16 protein-coding genes and 1 pseudogene are annotated in these 17,534 nt (G+C 64.7%); 12 read left to right on the top strand and 5 right to left on the bottom strand.

All coding sequences use genetic code 11. The features are described from left to right. The 5 genes and pseudogenes from GGD66_RS41460 to GGD66_RS13655 form a co-directional block, all read left to right on the top strand. Positions 1-121, top strand: a pseudogene (locus GGD66_RS41460) (chemotaxis protein CheW); the annotation flags it as partial. Positions 122-152: 31 nt separating this feature from the next. Continuing rightward, positions 153-539 (top strand): response regulator, encoded by a 387-nt coding sequence (locus tag GGD66_RS13640; RefSeq protein ID WP_018321619.1) that lies wholly within the window; start codon positions 153-155, stop codon positions 537-539. Between the two features lie 61 nt (positions 540-600). Then, a complete protein-coding gene (locus GGD66_RS13645) occupies positions 601-1,479 on the top strand; it encodes a protein-glutamate O-methyltransferase CheR (RefSeq protein WP_183238721.1) in 879 nt (292 codons plus the stop codon). A 2-nt stretch (positions 1,480-1,481) separates the two neighbouring features. Continuing rightward, complete coding sequence (locus GGD66_RS13650) at positions 1,482-1,799, top strand: hypothetical protein (protein ID WP_018321617.1); 318 nt, start codon at positions 1,482-1,484, stop codon at positions 1,797-1,799. 141 nt (positions 1,800-1,940) lie between these two features. Next, complete coding sequence (locus tag GGD66_RS13655) at positions 1,941-2,444, top strand: response regulator (RefSeq protein WP_018321616.1); 504 nt, start codon at positions 1,941-1,943, stop codon at positions 2,442-2,444. A gap of 53 nt (positions 2,445-2,497) precedes the next feature. Here the strand turns inward: GGD66_RS13655 and GGD66_RS13660 are convergent, their stop codons facing one another. Beyond that, positions 2,498-2,818, bottom strand: coding sequence for a hypothetical protein (locus GGD66_RS13660; RefSeq protein WP_183258086.1), 321 nt, complete (start codon positions 2,816-2,818; stop codon positions 2,498-2,500). Positions 2,819-2,968: 150 nt separating this feature from the next. On the opposite strand from GGD66_RS13660, the gene GGD66_RS13665 reads away from it, so the two are divergent. After that, positions 2,969-3,604, top strand: a complete 636-nt coding sequence (locus tag GGD66_RS13665; protein ID WP_026202588.1) for a response regulator transcription factor — start codon at positions 2,969-2,971, stop codon at positions 3,602-3,604. 91 nt (positions 3,605-3,695) lie between these two features. Here GGD66_RS13665 and GGD66_RS13670 read toward each other — a convergent pair whose 3' ends face one another. From GGD66_RS13670 to GGD66_RS13680, 3 genes are all read right to left on the bottom strand, one after another. After that, positions 3,696-7,289 carry a PAS domain S-box protein gene (locus tag GGD66_RS13670; RefSeq protein WP_183258087.1) on the bottom strand — a complete coding sequence of 1,198 codons (3,594 nt, stop codon included), beginning with the start codon at positions 7,287-7,289 and terminating at the stop codon, positions 3,696-3,698. Further along, positions 7,267-7,686: a response regulator gene (locus tag GGD66_RS13675; RefSeq protein WP_183258088.1), complete on the bottom strand. Its 420-nt coding sequence runs from the start codon at positions 7,684-7,686 to the stop codon at positions 7,267-7,269. Before GGD66_RS13675 ends, GGD66_RS13670 begins: the two co-directional genes overlap by 23 nt. 188 nt (positions 7,687-7,874) lie before the next feature. Further along, positions 7,875-8,591, bottom strand: coding sequence for a GntR family transcriptional regulator (locus GGD66_RS13680; protein ID WP_183258089.1), 717 nt, complete (start codon positions 8,589-8,591; stop codon positions 7,875-7,877). A gap of 94 nt (positions 8,592-8,685) precedes the next feature. Here GGD66_RS13680 and GGD66_RS13685 point away from each other — a divergent pair, with 94 nt between their 5' ends. The 6 genes from GGD66_RS13685 to GGD66_RS13710 all read left to right on the top strand — a co-directional run bounded on the left by GGD66_RS13685 (position 8,686) and on the right by GGD66_RS13710 (position 14,973). Further along, complete coding sequence (locus tag GGD66_RS13685; RefSeq protein ID WP_092263098.1) at positions 8,686-9,705, top strand: ABC transporter substrate-binding protein; 1,020 nt, start codon at positions 8,686-8,688, stop codon at positions 9,703-9,705. Next, entirely contained in the window at positions 9,705-10,466 is a 762-nt protein-coding gene (locus GGD66_RS13690) for an ABC transporter ATP-binding protein (RefSeq protein ID WP_018321609.1), read from the top strand. Before GGD66_RS13685 ends, GGD66_RS13690 begins: the two co-directional genes overlap by 1 nt. 10 nt (positions 10,467-10,476) lie before the next feature. Continuing rightward, positions 10,477-11,340, top strand: coding sequence for an ABC transporter permease (locus GGD66_RS13695; protein WP_179739756.1), 864 nt, complete (start codon positions 10,477-10,479; stop codon positions 11,338-11,340). Beyond that, positions 11,337-13,076, top strand: a complete 1,740-nt coding sequence (gene araD, locus GGD66_RS13700; protein ID WP_183258090.1) for an L-arabinonate dehydratase — start codon at positions 11,337-11,339, stop codon at positions 13,074-13,076. Before GGD66_RS13695 ends, araD begins: the two co-directional genes overlap by 4 nt. 9 nt (positions 13,077-13,085) lie before the next feature. Continuing rightward, the gene (locus GGD66_RS13705) at positions 13,086-13,805 is read left to right on the top strand and encodes a ribonuclease activity regulator RraA (protein WP_183258091.1); all 720 of its coding nucleotides are present in this window, start codon (positions 13,086-13,088) and stop codon (positions 13,803-13,805) included. Between the two features lie 76 nt (positions 13,806-13,881). Further along, positions 13,882-14,973 (top strand): SMP-30/gluconolactonase/LRE family protein, encoded by a 1,092-nt coding sequence (locus GGD66_RS13710; protein ID WP_183258092.1) that lies wholly within the window; start codon positions 13,882-13,884, stop codon positions 14,971-14,973. Between the two features lie 201 nt (positions 14,974-15,174). Here the strand turns inward: GGD66_RS13710 and GGD66_RS13715 are convergent, their stop codons facing one another. After that, positions 15,175-17,280, bottom strand: a complete 2,106-nt coding sequence (locus GGD66_RS13715) for a S9 family peptidase (protein ID WP_183258093.1) — start codon at positions 17,278-17,280, stop codon at positions 15,175-15,177. Positions 17,281-17,534: the final 254 nt, after the last annotated feature.

Genomic DNA, 17,534 nt, shown 5'->3' on the forward strand with positions numbered 1-17,534 from the left:
CCTCGACCCTCGCATGGCCAAGCTCGCCGGCGGCGTCCACCGCCTCGAGGGACAGCTCATGGTCGTCCTCGACGTCGATCGCGTCCTCGAGCTCGAAACCAAAGTGCAGATGGCTGCGTGAGCCAACGAAACATCGAAGCCGGAGAACCAAAATGAAGACCTGCTTGGTGGTTGATGATTCCAGCGTGGTGCGCAAGATCGCCCGCCGGATCCTGGAAGGCCTGGAATTCGAAGTTACCGAGGCCGAGGACGGCTCGAAGGCGCTCGAGATCTGTCAGCGGCAGCTGCCCGATGCGGTGCTGCTCGACTGGAACATGCCCGTGATGGACGGCTTCGAATTCATGGGCCACATGCGCCGCCTGCCCGGCGGCGACCAGCCCAAGGTGGTGTTCTGCACCACCGAGAACAATGTGGCGCATATCGCGCAGGCGCTCAGCGGCGGCGCCAACGAGTACATCATGAAGCCTTTCGACAAAGACATCATCGCCGACAAGTTCGCTGAAGTAGGTTTGATCCCGGTCGGACAAGCCATGGTCTGAGTGTGTCTGGCCCGCGTATTCAGGCCAGAGTGTTCCAGTACAAGCTTCGAAGAGGCCATCCGTGACCCCGACCGAGTATGAGTATCTGCGTAAGTTCCTAAAGGAAAATTCCGGTCTCGATCTTTCCGCAGACAAGCAATATCTGATCGAAAGCCGCCTGCTGCCGCTGGCCCGCAAGGCCGGACTCTCCGGCATCGGGGAGCTCGTGCAGAAGCTGCAAGGCGGTGCGCGCACGGTGATCACCGACGTGGTCGAAGCCATGACCACCAACGAGACCTTCTTCTTCCGCGACAAGGTCCCGTTCGATCATTTCCGCGACACCATCATGCCCGAGATCATCAAGGCGCGGGCCGCCCGCCGCAGCATACGGATCTGGTGCGCCGCCGGCTCGACCGGGCAGGAGCCCTATTCGCTGGCGATGTGCCTGAAGGAGATGAGCGCGGCTCTCACCGGCTGGCGCATCGAGATCATCGCGACCGACCTGTCGCAGGAGGTGCTGGAGAAGGCCAAGGCCGGAATCTACAGCCAGTTCGAGGTGCAGCGCGGCCTGCCGATCCAGATGCTGATGAAATATTTCAAGCAGACCGGCGAGACCTGGCAGGTCAATCCCGAATTGCGGGCGATGATCCAGCACCGGCAGCTCAACCTGCTGCACGATTTCGCGCAGCTCGGCACCTTCGACGTCATCTTCTGCCGCAACGTGCTGATCTATTTCGATCAGGACACCAAGATCAACATCTTCAACCGGCTGGCCCGCCAGATCGAGCCCGACGGCTTCCTGGTGCTGGGCGCGGCCGAAACCGTGGTCGGCCTGACCGATACGTTCCGGCCGATTCCGGAGCGGCGCGGCCTCTACAAGCCGAACGATCCGCGTGCCGCAGCCGCCAAGCCGGCTCTGGCCGGCGCGGCGCCGCGCCTGGCGGCCATGGCAGGACGATAGACATGGCCGAGGATGGCAAGGGTACGGAACGCGTGACTTTCAGTCGCGGCTACGATGTCTGCATCATGGCCATCGACGGCACCTGGCGCCGCGACTGCAAGCTCAACGCGATCTCCGATACCGACGCCATCCTCACGGTGGAAGGCTCGATCCAGGGGTTGAACCTGAAAGAGTTCTTCCTGCTGTTGTCGTCCACGGGCCTCGCCTACCGCCGCTGCGAGCTGGTCCGCGTCAACGGCGCCGAGATGGACATTCAGTTCCTGCGCGGCAAGAACAGGAAGAAGCGCGGCGCAGCCGGCGGCCGCGACGAAGCGGCGTGATCCGCCCGCATCCGTCGCCGTCTTTTCCGGTCCGTTGCTTCACATTTTCTGAAAACATCCGAATGAATTCGCGACAGGGCCTTTACGTGGCCTAAGCGCGAACCGTGTATCCATTGATGGTCCCAATCTCAGGATACTGAAATGCCCAGAAGTTCTCTTTCCCCCATCTCCTCAAACCTGCCCGACGGCGCCGAGCGGCGTGCGCTTCAGCTCCTGGTGGTCGATGACGACGCCACGCAGCGCAGCCTGATCACGGTCGCCGCCAAGCAGGCCGGCCACGAAGTCACCGTGGCGCCGTCAGTGGCGGATGCGATCGAGAAGCTCCGCGCCGCGCGCTTCGACTGCGTGACGCTTGATCTCGTGCTGGAGGATGGCGACGGCATCGACGTGCTGCGCGAGATGGCGGCAGCGAAATTCGGTGGCGCCGTGATCGTTATCAGCGGCATGGACGGCAAGCGCCGCAGCGCCGCCCGCAGCTTCGCCCGGTCCGTCGGGATCGAGCTCCAGAGTCTGCCGAAGCCGCTCGACCTCGCGGCATTGCGCATCAGCCTCGCCAATCTCGGCAAGACCGCGATGGGCCTTCCGGCGATCCACACCTGGGGTGGTGTCGCCACCGACGCGATCGTGGAACGGCACCGCGCCTAGGACTTGCGGAGCTGCCATGCGATGGATGCGGCCGGCGTGCCGCTGATCTCGCTCTATGCCGGGGTGCCGGTTTCCGACAGACATTGCAGGGCGTGGCCGAGGCCCGCCCGGCAGGCGTTGAGAGCGGCGCTCGCCGTCGCATAGCGCGGCGTGACGTCGTCGAGCACGAAAATGTCGGCGGAACCGGCCGGATCGCCGTTATCGTCGTGCGCCAGACCCATTTCCATCAGGCCAGCTTCCATCATGGCTGCGTCGATCAGGCGCATGCTGCTCTCGATCCGTGTGATCAGGGCGCGAAGATCGGCAGCGATCAACTGACGGCTGTCAGTTTCAGGCATCGCGATGAGCGGGGGTGTGCCAGCGAAATTTAGCATGGATATTCTCCGTACCCCGCAATTAGGCACCCTGCCGCTACTTGTGCGTTAAGTCCATGTCCCGTACAAATACGGGTGGGCCGAATCCGCGCCGAACGCCATAACGGTTTGGCGCGGACGCGAGTCCTTCATGCCAACTGGATGTGGCACATGGCCGAACAAAGCTCTCGCGGTGAAATCTTCGTGGTCGACGACGACCCTGCCGTTCGCGACACCCTGTCGATGGTGTTGAAGGCGGCGGGCTATGAGGTGATCTGTTTTGCAGACGGCGCAGCGCTGCTCTCCGTCGCGCGAAACCGCACACCGGCTGCGATCCTGCTCGACGTGAACATTCCCGGAAAGTCGGGCCTCGACATCCTGAAGGAGCTGCACGGCGAGGATTATCCGGCGCCGATCTTCATGATCTCCGGGCAGGGCGACATCGCGATGGCGGTGGGCGCGATCAAGAGCGGCGCGCTCGACTTCATCGAGAAGCCGTTCCGCGGCAGCGAGATCGTCGGCCGGCTCGACGAGGCGATCGGCGCCTATGCGCGCAGGCAGGCGGAGAACGCCTCGCCGAAATTCGGCTCGCTGCACTTCCCCGGGCGCGAGCCGCTGACGCGCAGGGAGCGCGAGGTGCTCGAGCAGTTCGCCTCCGGTGCGTCCAACAAGGAAGCCGGCCGCACCCTCGGCATCAGCCCGCGCACCATCGAGGATCACCGCGCCAACATCATGAAAAAGCTCGGCGCGCGCAACGCCGCCGATCTGATCCGCATCGTGATGACCGCGGCCCAGCGCGCGTCGTAGGAAGCCGTTGTAGCCCGGGTGAGCGAAGCGATACCCGGGATCGCTGCTGCAAAGCCCCGGATATCGCTTCGCTCATCCGGGCTACGAAGCCTCAAGCGCTCAACGCCTTGCGGATGATCCGCGCGAGATCCGATTTGCGATAAGGCTTGGCCAGCAGCAGGACGCCGGAATCCAGCCGGCCGTGATGGATGATCGCGTTCTCGGTATAGCCCGACGTGTAGACCACCCTGAGATCGGGGCGTGTCTTCATCAGTTCGTCGGCGAGCTGCCGTCCGTTCATCTTGCCGGGCATGATGACGTCGGTGAACAGCAGGTCGAACGGCTTGCCGGCGGCAACGATCGCCAGCGCCTCCGCCGCATTCGCGGCCTGCAAGGTGACGTAACCCAGCGCATGCAGCTGCGCCAGCACGTAGTCGCGCACCAGCCGGTCGTCCTCGACCACCAGGATCGTCTCGTGTCCGCCCTCGATCGTCGCCGGCGTCACGCCCTCGCCGACCGCTGTCGGCGTCGTGCCGGGTGGCAGGTACATCTTGATCGTGGTGCCGTGGCCTTCCTCGCTGTAGATCTTGATGTGGCCTGCGGACTGCTTGATGAAGCCGTAGACCATCGACAGCCCGAGCCCGGTGCCCTTGCCCGGTCCCTTCGAGGTGAAGAAGGGGTCGAACACCCTGGTCAGCATGTTCGCAGGGATCCCGGTGCCGGTGTCGCTCACGGCGATCAGCACGTAATGGCCGGGACGGACGTCGTTGCCGCTGGCATAGACCTCGTCGAGATAGGCGGCGCCGGTCTCCACGATCAGCTTGCCGCCGCCAGGCATGGCGTCGCGGGCATTGAGCGCGAGATTGAGGATCGCGGTGGTGAGCTGGTTGGGATCGACGATCGCGACGCAATTCTCGTCCTCGAACACCGATTCGATCTGGATCTGCTCGCCCAGCGTCGGCCGCAACAGCTTCGCGGTGTCGACCACCAGCGAGTTGATGTCGATCTCGCGCGGCTGGAGCGGCTGCTTGCGCGCGAAGGCCAGCAGGTGCTGGGTCAGATCGGCGCCGCGCGCGGCGGCCTCGTCGATCATCTTCGTGATGGCCGCAAGCTGCGGCTCCTTCTCGACGGCTTCCGCGAGGATCTCGATCGTGCCGGTGATGACGGTGAGGATGTTGTTGAAATCGTGCGCCACGCCGCCGGTGAGCTGGCCGACCGCCTCCATCTTCTCGGCATGGCGGATGCGCTCCTCGGCGGCGATCTTGTCGGTGAGGTCGCGGTAGAAGACGTTGAACAGCAGGCCTTCGCGGCGCTTCAGCGCGGTGACGCTCAGCTCGGCCTTGAATTCCTTGCCGTCGCGGCGGCGGCACATCAGCTCGCGGCGGCGGTTCAGCGTCCTGTCGCCCTCGTTCTCCAGGAATTGCTTCAGGCCGGCCCTGACCCTTTCGCGTTCGCTCTCGGCGACGATCAGGTCGATCGTGCTCTTGCCGAGCACCTCGTCGCGGCGCCAGCCGAACAGCTGCTCGGCCTGCGAGTTCCAGTTCAGGATGCTGCTGGTCTCGTCGGTCTGGATGAAGGCGTCGAGCGAGGTCTCGACGATGTTGCGGGCGAGCCGCTCGCTCTCGCGCAGCGATTCCTGCGCGAGCCGCGCTTCCGTCATGTCGCGTCCGACGAAGAAGAAGCGCTGCGCCTGCTCGGACCAGTTGCCGAGCCAGGACAGCCAGACCTCGTGCCCGTTCTTGTGGAAGCAGCGGGTGTCGCCGAGCTTGGGGCGCTCGCCGCGCCGCATCGCGCGCATGTCCTCGCGCGATTGTGCCAGATGGTCGGGATGAATGAAGTCCGCGCCGCTGCGGCCGATCATCTCGTCCGGCCGGTAGCCGAGAATGGTCTCGCTGCTCGGGCTGATCTGCGCGACATGGCCCCGCGGGTCCATGACCATGATCAGATCCTGCGAGGTGTCGAAGATCTGCCGGCGCTCTTCGAGCTGCTGCTGCAGCTGCCGCTCGGCCCGCCGCGCCTCGGTGAGGCTGTGCGCGGTCCCGGAGACGCCGATAATCTCGCCGGACGGCCCCCTGATCGGCGAGAGGCTGAGTGAGATCTCGACCGGCGTGCCGTCCTTGCGCAGGCGCACCGTCTCGAACCGCTCGATCGGCTCGCCCCGCGCGATCCGCGCCAGATAGCCCTTGCCATGCTCGCGGCGGTCGGGCGGCACGATGATCGCGGTGGATTTCCCGATCGCCTCACTCGCCGAATAGCCATAGAGCCGCTCGGCGGCCGGATTCCAGCCCGTGATGATGGCGTCGAGCGTCTGCATCACGATCGCATCGTCGGACGATTCGACGGCAGCGCTGAACAAGCGCTCCCGCGCCGCATGATGGCTTCGCGCGGCCTCGGTGCGGCGATGCTCCTCGATCTCGCGTTGGAGCGCGGCCGTCTTCGCCCGCGTCTCTTCGACCATCTGGGCGAAAGCCCGCGCCAGCACGCCCGTCTCGCCGCTGGCATCGACGGGGATGTCGGCTGGCCGTCCGTTGCCGATGGCCTCCACCGCCGCGGTCAGGCGACCGATCGGACGAGTTAGCGAGCGCGCAAGCAGCACCGCGAGTAAGGCCGCGGCGAGGACAGCGAGGGTACCGACCAGTAACGACGTTCTTTGAATCGCCGCCGGTACGAGGCCGAACACCGGCGCGGGGATTGTCTCGATGACTGCGGCCCATTCTTTGCCCACGAGCAGCGCCGGCGCGATCGCCGCCCCGCTCGGCCGGCCCGACCCGTCGGTCATGAGGCGCGTGGATCCCTCCAGCGTACCGGTCAAGGCACCAAAATACGGAAAGTCCTTGCGCCAGTCGTTGGGACGATCATGCAATGCGCCGAATTCTCGCGTGCGATCCGGATGAACGAGATAGTCGCCGCGCGAATTCACGACGTAGATTTCGCCCCCCGAGGTCGATGTCGCGCGGACGCGGTCGAGCGCCGGACGCATGTCGATATTGGCGATGATGATCCCGAACGGCTTGCCATCCGGCGTGAACAGCGGCGTTGCGACCCGCAGCGTCGGAACGTGCAGGGCGGTGGTGCCTCCCTGGCGGGTCGCGAGATCGATGGGTGAAACGTAAATCTCGCCCGGCGCCAGGCGTATCGTGTCCTCAAAGTACGTTCGTTCGCCCTTGCGCTCCAGTTCGCCGCTGGGGACGATCCGTGCCGTTCCATTCGGGCCAGAGCGGTCGACGCGGACCAGCTCGCGCTGATCGTCGTCGAGACCGATGATGCGAAACTGCCCGTAGATGGGTTTGGCCTCGATCTCGGCCGCGAGCCGCGTGGCGATACGCTCGCGCCAGGTTTGCTCCGAGACGCCGTCTGAAGGGTCAATTCCTCCGGCCACGTGAGCGCGGATCAGGCCATTGATCGCCGCGGCAGAGCGATAGCCGATCAAATCGCCGCGGGCCCCGGCAACATAGGATTCCAGATTGGCCGCGAGCAGGCGCGACTGGGCCCCGACCCGCTCCAGGACGCGCGGAATGACCGCTTGCGTGGTGTTGCGAAAGCCGAGCCATCCGACTGCGGCCACGGTGACCGCCACCAGCAGGATCATCGCGATCGCCAGCCGCGTTGCGAGGGTCAAGCGGATGTTCGCAGAGCTTCCCGGATGACCACGCCTGGTCTGGCCTGGAGCCGCGGCGCGCCCTTCATCGGTGGCCGGAGCTGACATCGGACCCCTCCGGCGCGCCTGCTTTCAGGCAGCCATCGACAGCGGCAAGCAGGGCGTCAGGCCGGAACGGCTTTTGCAGACTTGCCACCGCGCCGAGCTTGGTCGCCATCTTCAGGAAGTCCGGTTCCGCATAGGCGTCCGGCGTGATCGAGCGGCCGGAAATGACGATGATCGGAATGGCCGGAGCCTGCACCCGGATGTGACGCATTGTCTCCAGCCCGTCCATGCCGGGCATGAAGATGTCGAGAAACAGGAGGTCGAACCGGCTGGCCTCGAACAGCGCAAGTCCCTTGCGGCCATCGCCCGCGACCGTGACGTGATGACCGGCCCTCTCCAGGAGCAGCCGGATCGTGATTTGAACGGCCGGGTCGTCATCCACGATCAGGATGTTGGCCACGTCTGAATTCCTCCGGGCCGGACAGGACGTCCCCACCGGCCGCAAATCAAACCATCAAAGACGAAATTGTTGCGCGGATTCCGCCCGGCCTGCAAGCACTTCGCGAGTGCCCGGTGAATGCTCGCCCAAGGGAAGCATGATTATGCACGGTTACGTGCATAAGGGGGTTCGCCAGGCTGGTGGTCTGTCTAATCGGTCAGATATTCCGGATAATTGCTCCGGATCTTGTCGAGCTCGCTGAGCGTGCCCGATAAATGCTTGCGCAGATGCTGTTGCGCGGCGTCGGGGTCGCCGGCTTCGATCGCGCGGGTGATCAGCTTGTGGTGGCGGACGATGTTCTGGGCCTTGCCGGGCGAGGGCAAATGCAGCCGGCGCAGCCGGTCGATATGTCCGCTGCGGCTGCGCACCAGCGTCCACAGCTCCTGCTTGCCAGCCGCAGCATAAAGCTGGGCGTGAAAATCATTGTCGGCGGCGATGAAGCTCTCGAAATCGCCGGCCTTGGCGAACTGCTGCTGAAGCGCGATCACATGGTCGAGGCGGAGGACCAGGGCCTGGTCATGCTGCTCGGCGAGCAGCCGGACGATTTCGAGCTCGAGCGCCTGGCGCAGGAAATGGGCCTGCTCGGCGCGGCTGACATCGACCCGGCTGACCACGGTCGCGTGCTGCGGAAACACGTCCACGAGCCCTTCTTCCTCGAGTCGCATCAGGGCGTCGCGGATCGGCGTCGAGCTGACGCCGAATTGCGCAGCGAGATCGGTGCGCGACAGCGGCGAGCCCGGGGGCAGTTCGAGCGCGAGAATGGCGTTGCGCAGCCGCTCGAACACCTGCGGCGCGGCCTGCCGAGCCCGGTCGAGCGGCGCCCCCCGACGGGCGGTCGCGCGGGACGCGGAATGGGCGGTTTCCATGCGAGGAACTCCGGGAGGCTTGCCTTTGATGCACTAATGCATTAGTGCATCAGCAGGATCGCTCGTCAATGGCGGCCGGAGGAAACGAACAATTATGATCAAGCAATTCCAGCGTGGCGCTGCCGCCATCGCCCTGATCGTCGCAACCGTGCTGGCGGCTTCGCCGGCGCGTGCGCAGCAGAAGTCCGAGATCGCGCTGTCGCGCCAGCCCGGCATTTTCTACATGCCGAGCCACATCATGGAGAAGCTCAAGCTGATCGAGAAGCACGCAGCTTCACTCGGCCTCGCAGGCATCACCACCAAATGGATCACTTTCTCCGGCGGCGGCGCGCAGACCGATGCGCTGCTCGCGGGCGGCGTCGACATCCTCAACACCGGCACCGGCAATCTTCTGTTGCTCTGGGACCGCACCCGCGGCGGGGTGAAGGGCATCGTCGCGACTTCGGCGCAGCCGATGACGCTGATCAGCCGCGACGCCAACATCAAGTCGATCAAGGACTTTGGCCCGGCGGACAAGATCGCGGTGCCGACCGTCAAGGTCTCGACCCAGGCGATCGTGCTGCAGATCGCGGCCGCGGAGGCTTTTGGCGCCGACCAATGGTCGAAGCTGGACGCAAACACCGTGCAGCTCGGCCATCCCGACGCCTATGCGGCGCTGTCCAATCCCAAGCATGAGGTGCACAACCACTTCTCGATCCCGCCGTTCACCTTCCTGGAGCTGAAGAACGTGCCGGGCGCGCATATCGTGCTGTCATCGCCCGACGTGATGGGCGGGCCGCTCAGTCAGGCGCAATTCTTCACGACCACCAAGTTCGCCGAGGCCAATCCGAAGATCATCCAGGCCGTGCGCGACGCGACCAAGGAAGCGCAGGCCCTGATCCGCAGCGACACGAAACAGGCGGTCGAGATCTACAAGGAGATCACCGGTGACAAGACCTCGGTCGAGGAGCTGCTCGATCTGCTCAAGGAGCCCGGCATGATGGAGTGGAATCTCGAGCCTCAGGGCACGATGAAGTTCGCCGCGCATCTGTTCAAGACCGGCACGCTGAAGAGCCAGCCCAAGGCCTGGACGGACTATTATCTCCCCGTCGCGCACGATCTGAAGGGCAACTGATGGCGCTGCTCGACGTCAGCTCCGTGACGCTGCGCTACAAGACCTCCAGCGCAGTCGTCACCGCCACCGAGAGGGTGAGTTTCACGGTCGACAAATCCGACCGCTTCGTGCTGCTCGGTCCCTCCGGCTGCGGCAAGTCGACCCTGCTCAAGGCCGTCGGCGGCTACATGACCCCGAGCGAGGGCCGCATGACCATCGGCGATCGCGAGATCCACGGTCCCGGCGCCGACCGCATGATGATCTTCCAGGAGTTCGACCAGCTCCTGCCCTGGAAGAGCGTGCTCGCCAACGTCATGTTTCCGCTGCTGACCGCGCGAAAACTGTCGCGCAGGGACGCCGAGGCCAAGGCACGGGCCTATATCGAGAAGGTCGGCCTCACCCGCGTGGTCGATGCCTATCCGCACACGCTGTCCGGCGGCATGAAGCAGCGTGTGGCGATCGCGCGCGGCATGGCGATGGAGCCCGACATCCTCTTGATGGACGAGCCGTTCGCGGCGCTCGACGCGCTGACGCGCCGGACCTGCCAGGACGAGCTGCTCCAGCTCTGGAGCGAGACCAAATTCACCGTGCTGTTCGTGACCCATTCGATTGCGGAAGCGATCCGCATCGGCAACCGCATCCTGCTGCTGTCGCCGCATCCCGGCCGCGTCAAGGCCGAGGTGATCGACGTCGACAAGGTTTCGAACGAGGACGGCAGCGCCGGCCGGCTGGAGAAGGAGATCCACGATCTCCTGTTCGCCGGCGAAGCCACCGCGCACTGAGGAGCCTCTGATGGGCGAAGCCAAGATATTGCTGCGGGCCGAGCCGGCCGCCGCCAGTTCAGCCGCGGGCGAGGTCGAGCGCAAGCTGAGCGTGCTCGAGCTGTTGTGGAACGACGGCTTCGTCCGCAAGTCGGTGATCATCCTGTTCCTGGCGGCGGTCTGGGAAGCCTACGGCGTCGCTCTCGACAATCCGCTGTTGTTCCCGACGCTGCACGATACCGCCATCACGCTGTTCGACCGCGTCAAGGACGGCACCATTCCGATGCGGGCCTGGACGTCGCTGAAAGTGCTGTTCATGGGCTATTCCGCCGGCATCGTGCTCGCCGCGATCTTCACCGTGCTCGCGATCTCCACCCGGATCGGCACCGACTTCCTCGAGACCGTGACGGCGATGTTCAATCCGTTGCCGGCGATCGCGCTGTTGCCGCTTGCGCTGATCTGGTTCGGACTCGGCAATGGCAGCCTCGTCTTCGTGCTGATCCACTCGGTGCTGTGGCCGGTCGCGCTCAACACCCATTCCGGCTTCAAGAGCGTGTCCAACACGCTGCGCATGGTTGGCCGCAATTACGGCCTGCGCGGATTGCCCTATGTGGCAAAGATCCTGATCCCCGCGGCCTTCGGCTCGATCCTGACTGGTCTCAAGATCGGCTGGGCCTTTGCCTGGCGCACGCTGATCGCGGCCGAGCTGGTGTTCGGCGTGTCCTCGGGGCAGGGCGGCCTCGGCTGGTTCATCTTCGAGAACCGCAATCTGCTCGACATACCCGCGGTGTTCGCGGGCCTCTTGACGGTGATCATCATTGGGCTCTTTGTCGAGAACCTGATCTTCCGCGCCATCGAGCGGAACACCGTGCAGAAATGGGGCACCCAATCATGACCAAGAAGAAAATAGCGCCCGACCAGCTCCGCAGCGCGCGCTGGTTCGCGCCCGACGATCTCCGCTCGTTCGGCCATCGCTCCCGCACCATGCAGATGGGCTACGCGCCGGAGGAGTGGAAGGACCGCCCGATCATCGCGATCCTCAACACCTGGTCGGATGCGCAGCCCTGCCACATGCACTTCAAGTCGCGCGTCGACGACGTCAAGCGCGGCATCCTGATGGCGGGCGGCCTGCCGATCGAGCTGCCGGCGCTGTCGTTGTCGGAATCGCTGTTGAAGCCGACCACCATGCTCTATCGCAATCTGCTGGCGATGGACGCCGAGGAGCTGTTGCGCAGCCATCCCGTCGACGGCGTGGTGCTGATGGGCGGCTGCGACAAGACCACGCCAGCGCTGCTGCTGGGCGCGACCTCGATGAACATTCCGGCGATCTATCTGCCGGCCGGCCCGATGCTGCGCGGCAATTGGAAGGGCAAGACGCTCGGCTCCGGCTCCGACGGCTGGAAATACTGGGACGAGCGCCGCGCCGGAAAGATTTCCGACAAGGACTGGCTCGACATCGAGGCCGGCATCGCCCGCAGCTACGGCACCTGCATGACCATGGGCACGGCCTCGACCATGACCGCGATTGCCGAAGCGATCGGCATGACGCTGCCGGGCGCTTCCTCGATCCCCGCTGCCGACGCCAATCACATCCGCATGGCCTCTGAATGCGGCCGCCGCATCGTCGAGATGGTGTGGGAGGACTTGACGCCGAAAGTGATTCAGACCCGCAAGGCGTTCGAGAACGCGATTGCGGTCGCCATGGCGATGGGCTGCTCCACTAATGCGATCATCCATCTGATCGCGCAGGCCCGCCGCGCCGGTCAGGACATCGGTCTCGACGATTTCGAGATCGCGAGCCGCAAGGTGCCCGTCATCGCCAACGTGCGGCCGAGCGGCGATGCCTATCTGATGGAGGACTTCTTCTATGCCGGCGGCCTGCCGGCGCTGATGGGGCAGATCAAGCCACATCTGCATCTCGACTGCATCACGGTGACCGGAAAGACGCTGGCTCAGAATATCGAGGGTGCCGAAGTTCACAACGACGACGTAATCCGCGGAATCGACAACCCCATCTACAAGGAAGGCGCGCTCGCCGTGCTCAAGGGCAATCTCGCGCCCGACGGCTGCGTGATCAAACCCTCCGCCTGCGCGCCGCGCTTCCTCAAGCACACCGGACCCGCGCTGGTGTTCGACGATTACCCCTCGATGAAGAAGGCGGTCGACGATCCCAATCTCGACGTCACCGAGGATCACATTCTGATCCTGCGCAATGCCGGGCCGCAGGGCGGGCCGGGCATGCCGGAATGGGGCATGCTGCCGATCCCGACGAAACTGGTGAAGCAGGGTGTGCGCGACATGGTGCGCATCTCGGACGCGCGCATGAGCGGCACCAGCTACGGCGCCTGCATCCTGCACGTCTCGCCGGAATCCTACATCGGCGGCCCGCTGGCGCTGGTACAGAATGGCGACCGCATCACGCTCGACGTTGCCGCCCGCACCATCGATCTCGACGTCCCCGAAGCCGAGCTGGAAAAACGCCGCGCCGCCTGGAAGCAGCCCGAGCGCCGCTTCGAGCGCGGCTACGGCTGGATGTTCACCAAGCACATCAAGCAGGCCAATGACGGCTGCGACTTCGACTTCCTCGAGACTGATTTCGGCGCGCCGATCGGCGAGCCGTCGATTTACTAAAGGACGCACATGTCAAAACTCAGCGAAGCCACCCGCACAAAACTCAAATCGGTCTCCACCGCGACCGTCGCCACCGCGCTGTTCAAGCGCGGGCTGCGCATCCAGATGATCCAGGACGTGCATCCGCTCGGTGCCGACCAGCCGACCATGGTCGGCGAGGCCTTCACGCTGCGCTACATGCCGGCGCGCGAGGACCTCAACACCATCGAGGTCTTCAAGGACCGCTCCCATCCGCAGCGCAAGGCGGTCGAAGATTGCCCTCCGGGCGCGGTGCTGGTGATGGACAGCCGCAAGGACGCACGCGCGGCTTCGGCCGGCGCGATCCTGGTGACGCGGCTGATGAAGCGCGGCGTCGCCGGCGTCGTCACCGACGGCGGCTTTCGCGATTCCGCCGAGATCGCCAAGCTCGGCATCCCCGCCTATCACCACCGCCCGTCGGCGCCGACCAATCTCACGCTGCACCAGGCGATCGAGATCAACGTCCCCATCGGCTGCGGTGATGCGCCGGTGTTTCCCGGCGACGTCATTCTTGGCGATGCCGATGGCGTCATCGTGATCCCCGCGTATCTCGCCGATGAGATCGCCAACGAGACCTTCGAGATGACGGCGTTCGAGGATTTCGTCACCGAGGAGGTCGGCAAGGGCCGCGGCATCTTCGGTCTCTATCCCGCCACGGATCCGCAGACGCTCACCGATTTTGCGGCGTGGCGGAAGAAGAACGGCCGGTAAGGCCAGCGCCAAACCAAGTCAAGAAAACAGGCCGGCCACATCAAGCGCCGGCTTTTTATCACCCAGGGAGGATTTTATGAATTTCACGCGACGCAATCTCGTGGCCGGCGCTGGCGCAGCAATGGCGTCCACGCTTCTGGCCCGCGCCGCCCGCGCCCAGTCGTTCCCGTTCACGCCCAACCAGCGCTACCCCGACCCCGCCGTCCAGATCCTCGATCCCAGCTTCACAAAATACCGGCTCTACTCCTCGACGGTCGAGCAGGTCGCATCAGGCATGCGCTGGGCCGAAGGCCCGGCCTATTTCCCCGAGGGCGGCTATCTCCTGTTCTCCGACATTCCCAACAACCGGATCATGAAGTTCGACGAGAAGACCGGGCAGACCAGCGTGTTCCGCGCCAATGCCAATTACGCCAATGGCAATGCGCGCGACCGCCAGGGCCGTCTCGTCACCTGCGAGCATTCCGTCACCCGCCGCATCACCCGCACCGAGAAGGATGGCAAGGTCACCGTGCTCGCCGACAAGTTCGAGGGCAAGCGGCTGAACGCGCCGAACGACATCGTGGTGAAGTCCGACGACAGCATCTGGTTCACCGATCCCCTGTTCGGCATCAACGGCGAGTGGGAGGGCAAGAAGGAGAAGGCCGAGCAGGCCACCACCAACGTCTACCGCATCGCCAAGGACGGCAAGATCACCGCCGTCCTCACCGACCTCGTCAATCCCAACGGCCTCGCCTTCTCGCCGGACGAGAAGAAGCTCTATGTCGTCGAGTGGAAGGGCACGCCCAACCGCAGCATCTGGAGCTACAATGTCGGCGACGATGGCGCGCTCAGCGGCAAGACCAAGCTGATCGACGCCGCCGACCAGGGCTCGCTCGACGGCTTCCGCGTCGACCGCGACGGCAATCTCTGGTGCGGCTGGGGCTCCAACGGCGCGCTGCAGGGCGAGCCGACCGATGTCGGCGGCCGCAAGGTGTTTCAGCTCAGGGCCAAGCCGGAGGATCTCGACGGCGTCATGGTGTTCAACGCGGACGGCAAGCCGCTCGCCTTCATCAAGCTTCCCGAACGCTGCGCCAATCTCTGCTTCGGCGGCCCGAAGAACAACCGGCTTTACATGGCCAGCAGCCATTCGGTGTATGCGCTGTATGTCGAGGCGCACGGGGCGGTGTGAGTCTTCGCCTCTCCCCACCCTACAAGACCGTCGTCCCTGCGAACGCAGGGACCCATAACCCCAGGGAGCAATTTGGCGAAGACTTGCAGTTAAGAAATCTTCGCCGGTACTGCTTTCGCCTTCCACCGATACATCACGCGGTATGGGTCCCCGCGTTCGCGGGGACGACAGCGGAGGATGTCGCTACGGCGGTGGGTGTGGCTACACCCCGGCCTCCGCCATCCCCGCCGCCCACAGCGCGAACGCATAGACGATCGCGACCTCATCCAGCCGGTCGAATCGGCCCGACGCGCCGCCGTGGCCGGCGCCCATATTGGTGCGGAGCAGGACCGGGCCGCCCCCGCTCATGGTGGCGCGCAGGCGTGCGATCCATTTGGCGGGCTCCCAGTAGGTGACGCGCGGATCGGTCAAGCCGCCCATCGCCAGGATCGCCGGATAGTCCTTTGCCGCGACATTGTCGTAAGGCGAGTAGGACAGGATCGTTCGAAAATCCTGCTCGCTCTCGATCGGGTTGCCCCATTCCGGCCATTCCGGCGGCGTCAGCGGCAGGGTGTCGTCGAGCATGGTGTTGAGCACGTCGACGAACGGTACTTCGGCGACGATGCCGGCGAACAATTCGCCGGCGCGATTGGCGACCGCGCCCATCAGCATGCCGCCGGCCGAGCCGCCATGGCCAATGATGCGTTTTGCGCTGGTGTACTTCGCATCGATCAGCGCGCGGGCGCTGGCTGCGAAATCGTCGAACGAATTCGTCTTCTTCTCGCGCTTGCCGTCGAGATACCAGCCCCAGCCCTTGTCGGCGCCGCCGCGGATATGGGCGATGGCGTAGACGAAGCCGCGGTCGACCAGCGACAGGCGGTTGGCATTGAACGAGGCCGGCATCGCCATGCCATAGGAGCCGTAGCCGTAAAGCAGCAGCGGCGCCGTGCCGTCGAGCTTGAGCCCGCGGCGGTAGAGGATCGACACCGGCACCTCGGCGCCATCATGCGATCTTGCCGTGATGCGGGTGGTGACGTAATCGGCAGCGTCGTGGCCCGACGGAATCTCCTGGCGCTTGCGCAAGGTGCGCGTGCGCTTGACCATGTCGTAGTCATAGACTTCCGACGGCGTCGTCATCGACGAATAGGCGAATCGCAGATTCGTCGTCTCGAATTCGTAGGAGCCCATCGTATCCAGCGAATAGGCGGCCTCGTCGAAGGCGATGGCGTGCTCCTCGTTCGAGGCGAGATCGCGGATCACGATCGCCGGCAGCGCGTTGGCGCGCTCCAGCCGCACCAGATGGCCGGCATAGAGATCGAGGTCGATGAGGTAGATGCCGGGACGATACGGGATCAGGTCGCGCCAGTTCTTGCGCTCGGGCGAATTGAGCGGCGCGGTGACGATCTTGAAGTCGATGGCATCGTCCGCATTGGTGAGGATGAAGAGCTGATCGTCGCGATCGGCCAGCGAATATTGCACGCCTTCCTCGCGCGCCGCGACGAGGCGCGGCGGCGCCTCGGGGTTGGCGAGATCGATCAGCCGCTGCTCCGAAGTCTCGTGATCGCCGCCGGCGATCACGCAGAAGCGGCCGCTGGTGCTCTCGTGCAGATGGGTGAACCAGCCGGCATCCTGCTCTTCATAGATCAGCGTGTCGTCGGCCTGCTTGGTGCCGAGCTTGTGTCGCCACACCTGCATCGGCCGATGGTTGTCGTCGAGCTTCACATAGAAGAAGCTCTTGCAATCCGCGGCCCAGACCACGCCGCCATCGGTCTCCTCGACCACGTCGTCGAGATCCCTGGCCGTTGCCCAGTCGCGGACGCGGATCGAAAAATATTCCGAGCCCTTGGTGTCGGCGCTCCAGGCCTGCAGCTTGTGATCGTAGGAGTGCCGGCTGCCGCCGAACCTGAAATATTTGTGATCCTTGGCGAGCGCGTCGCCGTCGAGCACGATCTCGCCGTCGCCGCCGTCGCGCGGCATGCGGCCGAACAGCTCGTGCTGTCCGCCCTCGCGAAACCTGCGGAAATAGGCGAACGGGCCGTCGGGCGAGGGCACGCTGGAATCGTCCTCCTTGATCCGTCCGCGCATCTCGCGCACCAGCGTCTTCTGCAGGGATGCGGTGTGGCCGAGCAGGCTCTCGGTGTAGACGTTCTCCTCATCCAGATATTTGCGGATGTCGGGATCGAGCACCTTGGGATCGCGTAGCACCTCCTGCCATTTCGCGTCCTTCAGCCAGGCATAGTCGTCGGTCACGGTGATGCCGTGCCGCGTGAAGGAATGCGGCCGGCGCGGGGCGACGGGGGGCTGGGAAGGCGTTTTGGCTTGTGTCACTCGGTCCTCATCATCTCTCGTTCTTGCGGCAATCCTTCTTTACCTCGCCCCGCTTGCGGGGAGAGGTCGGATTGCATCGCAGATGCAATCCGGGTGAGGGGGACTCTCGGCGAGTCCAGCTATCACCGTCCTTGTGGAGACTCCCCCTCACCCTGACCCTCTCCGCGCAAGCGGGGAGAGGGGAAAGAAGGCGCCGTGTTCCACCTTATATCGTCCCGCTTCTGCGAATTGCCAGCACGACTCCGCCAAGCCTG

Origin of the sequence: Bradyrhizobium sp. CIR48 (assembly GCF_014198315.1) — a bacterium.
Classification (GTDB): domain Bacteria; phylum Pseudomonadota; class Alphaproteobacteria; order Rhizobiales; family Xanthobacteraceae; genus Bradyrhizobium.

What these genes read in the sequence shown, in the direction of transcription:
- GGD66_RS13640 (WP_018321619.1), top strand. Translation starts at nt 153, where the DNA reads ATGAAGACCTGCTTGGTGGTTGATGATTCCAGCGTGGTGCGCAAGATC.
- GGD66_RS13650 (WP_018321617.1), top strand. Translation starts at nt 1,482, where the DNA reads ATGGCCGAGGATGGCAAGGGTACGGAACGCGTGACTTTCAGTCGCGGC.
- GGD66_RS13655 (WP_018321616.1), top strand. Translation starts at nt 1,941, where the DNA reads ATGCCCAGAAGTTCTCTTTCCCCCATCTCCTCAAACCTGCCCGACGGC.
- GGD66_RS13660 (WP_183258086.1), bottom strand. Translation starts at nt 2,818, where the DNA reads ATGCTAAATTTCGCTGGCACACCCCCGCTCATCGCGATGCCTGAAACT.
- GGD66_RS13665 (WP_026202588.1), top strand. Translation starts at nt 2,969, where the DNA reads ATGGCCGAACAAAGCTCTCGCGGTGAAATCTTCGTGGTCGACGACGAC.
- GGD66_RS13670 (WP_183258087.1), bottom strand. Translation starts at nt 7,289, where the DNA reads ATGTCAGCTCCGGCCACCGATGAAGGGCGCGCCGCGGCTCCAGGCCAG.
- GGD66_RS13680 (WP_183258089.1), bottom strand. Translation starts at nt 8,591, where the DNA reads ATGGAAACCGCCCATTCCGCGTCCCGCGCGACCGCCCGTCGGGGGGCG.
- GGD66_RS13685 (WP_092263098.1), top strand. Translation starts at nt 8,686, where the DNA reads ATGATCAAGCAATTCCAGCGTGGCGCTGCCGCCATCGCCCTGATCGTC.
- GGD66_RS13690 (WP_018321609.1), top strand. Translation starts at nt 9,705, where the DNA reads ATGGCGCTGCTCGACGTCAGCTCCGTGACGCTGCGCTACAAGACCTCC.
- GGD66_RS13695 (WP_179739756.1), top strand. Translation starts at nt 10,477, where the DNA reads ATGGGCGAAGCCAAGATATTGCTGCGGGCCGAGCCGGCCGCCGCCAGT.
- araD (WP_183258090.1), top strand. Translation starts at nt 11,337, where the DNA reads ATGACCAAGAAGAAAATAGCGCCCGACCAGCTCCGCAGCGCGCGCTGG.
- GGD66_RS13705 (WP_183258091.1), top strand. Translation starts at nt 13,086, where the DNA reads ATGTCAAAACTCAGCGAAGCCACCCGCACAAAACTCAAATCGGTCTCC.
- GGD66_RS13710 (WP_183258092.1), top strand. Translation starts at nt 13,882, where the DNA reads ATGAATTTCACGCGACGCAATCTCGTGGCCGGCGCTGGCGCAGCAATG.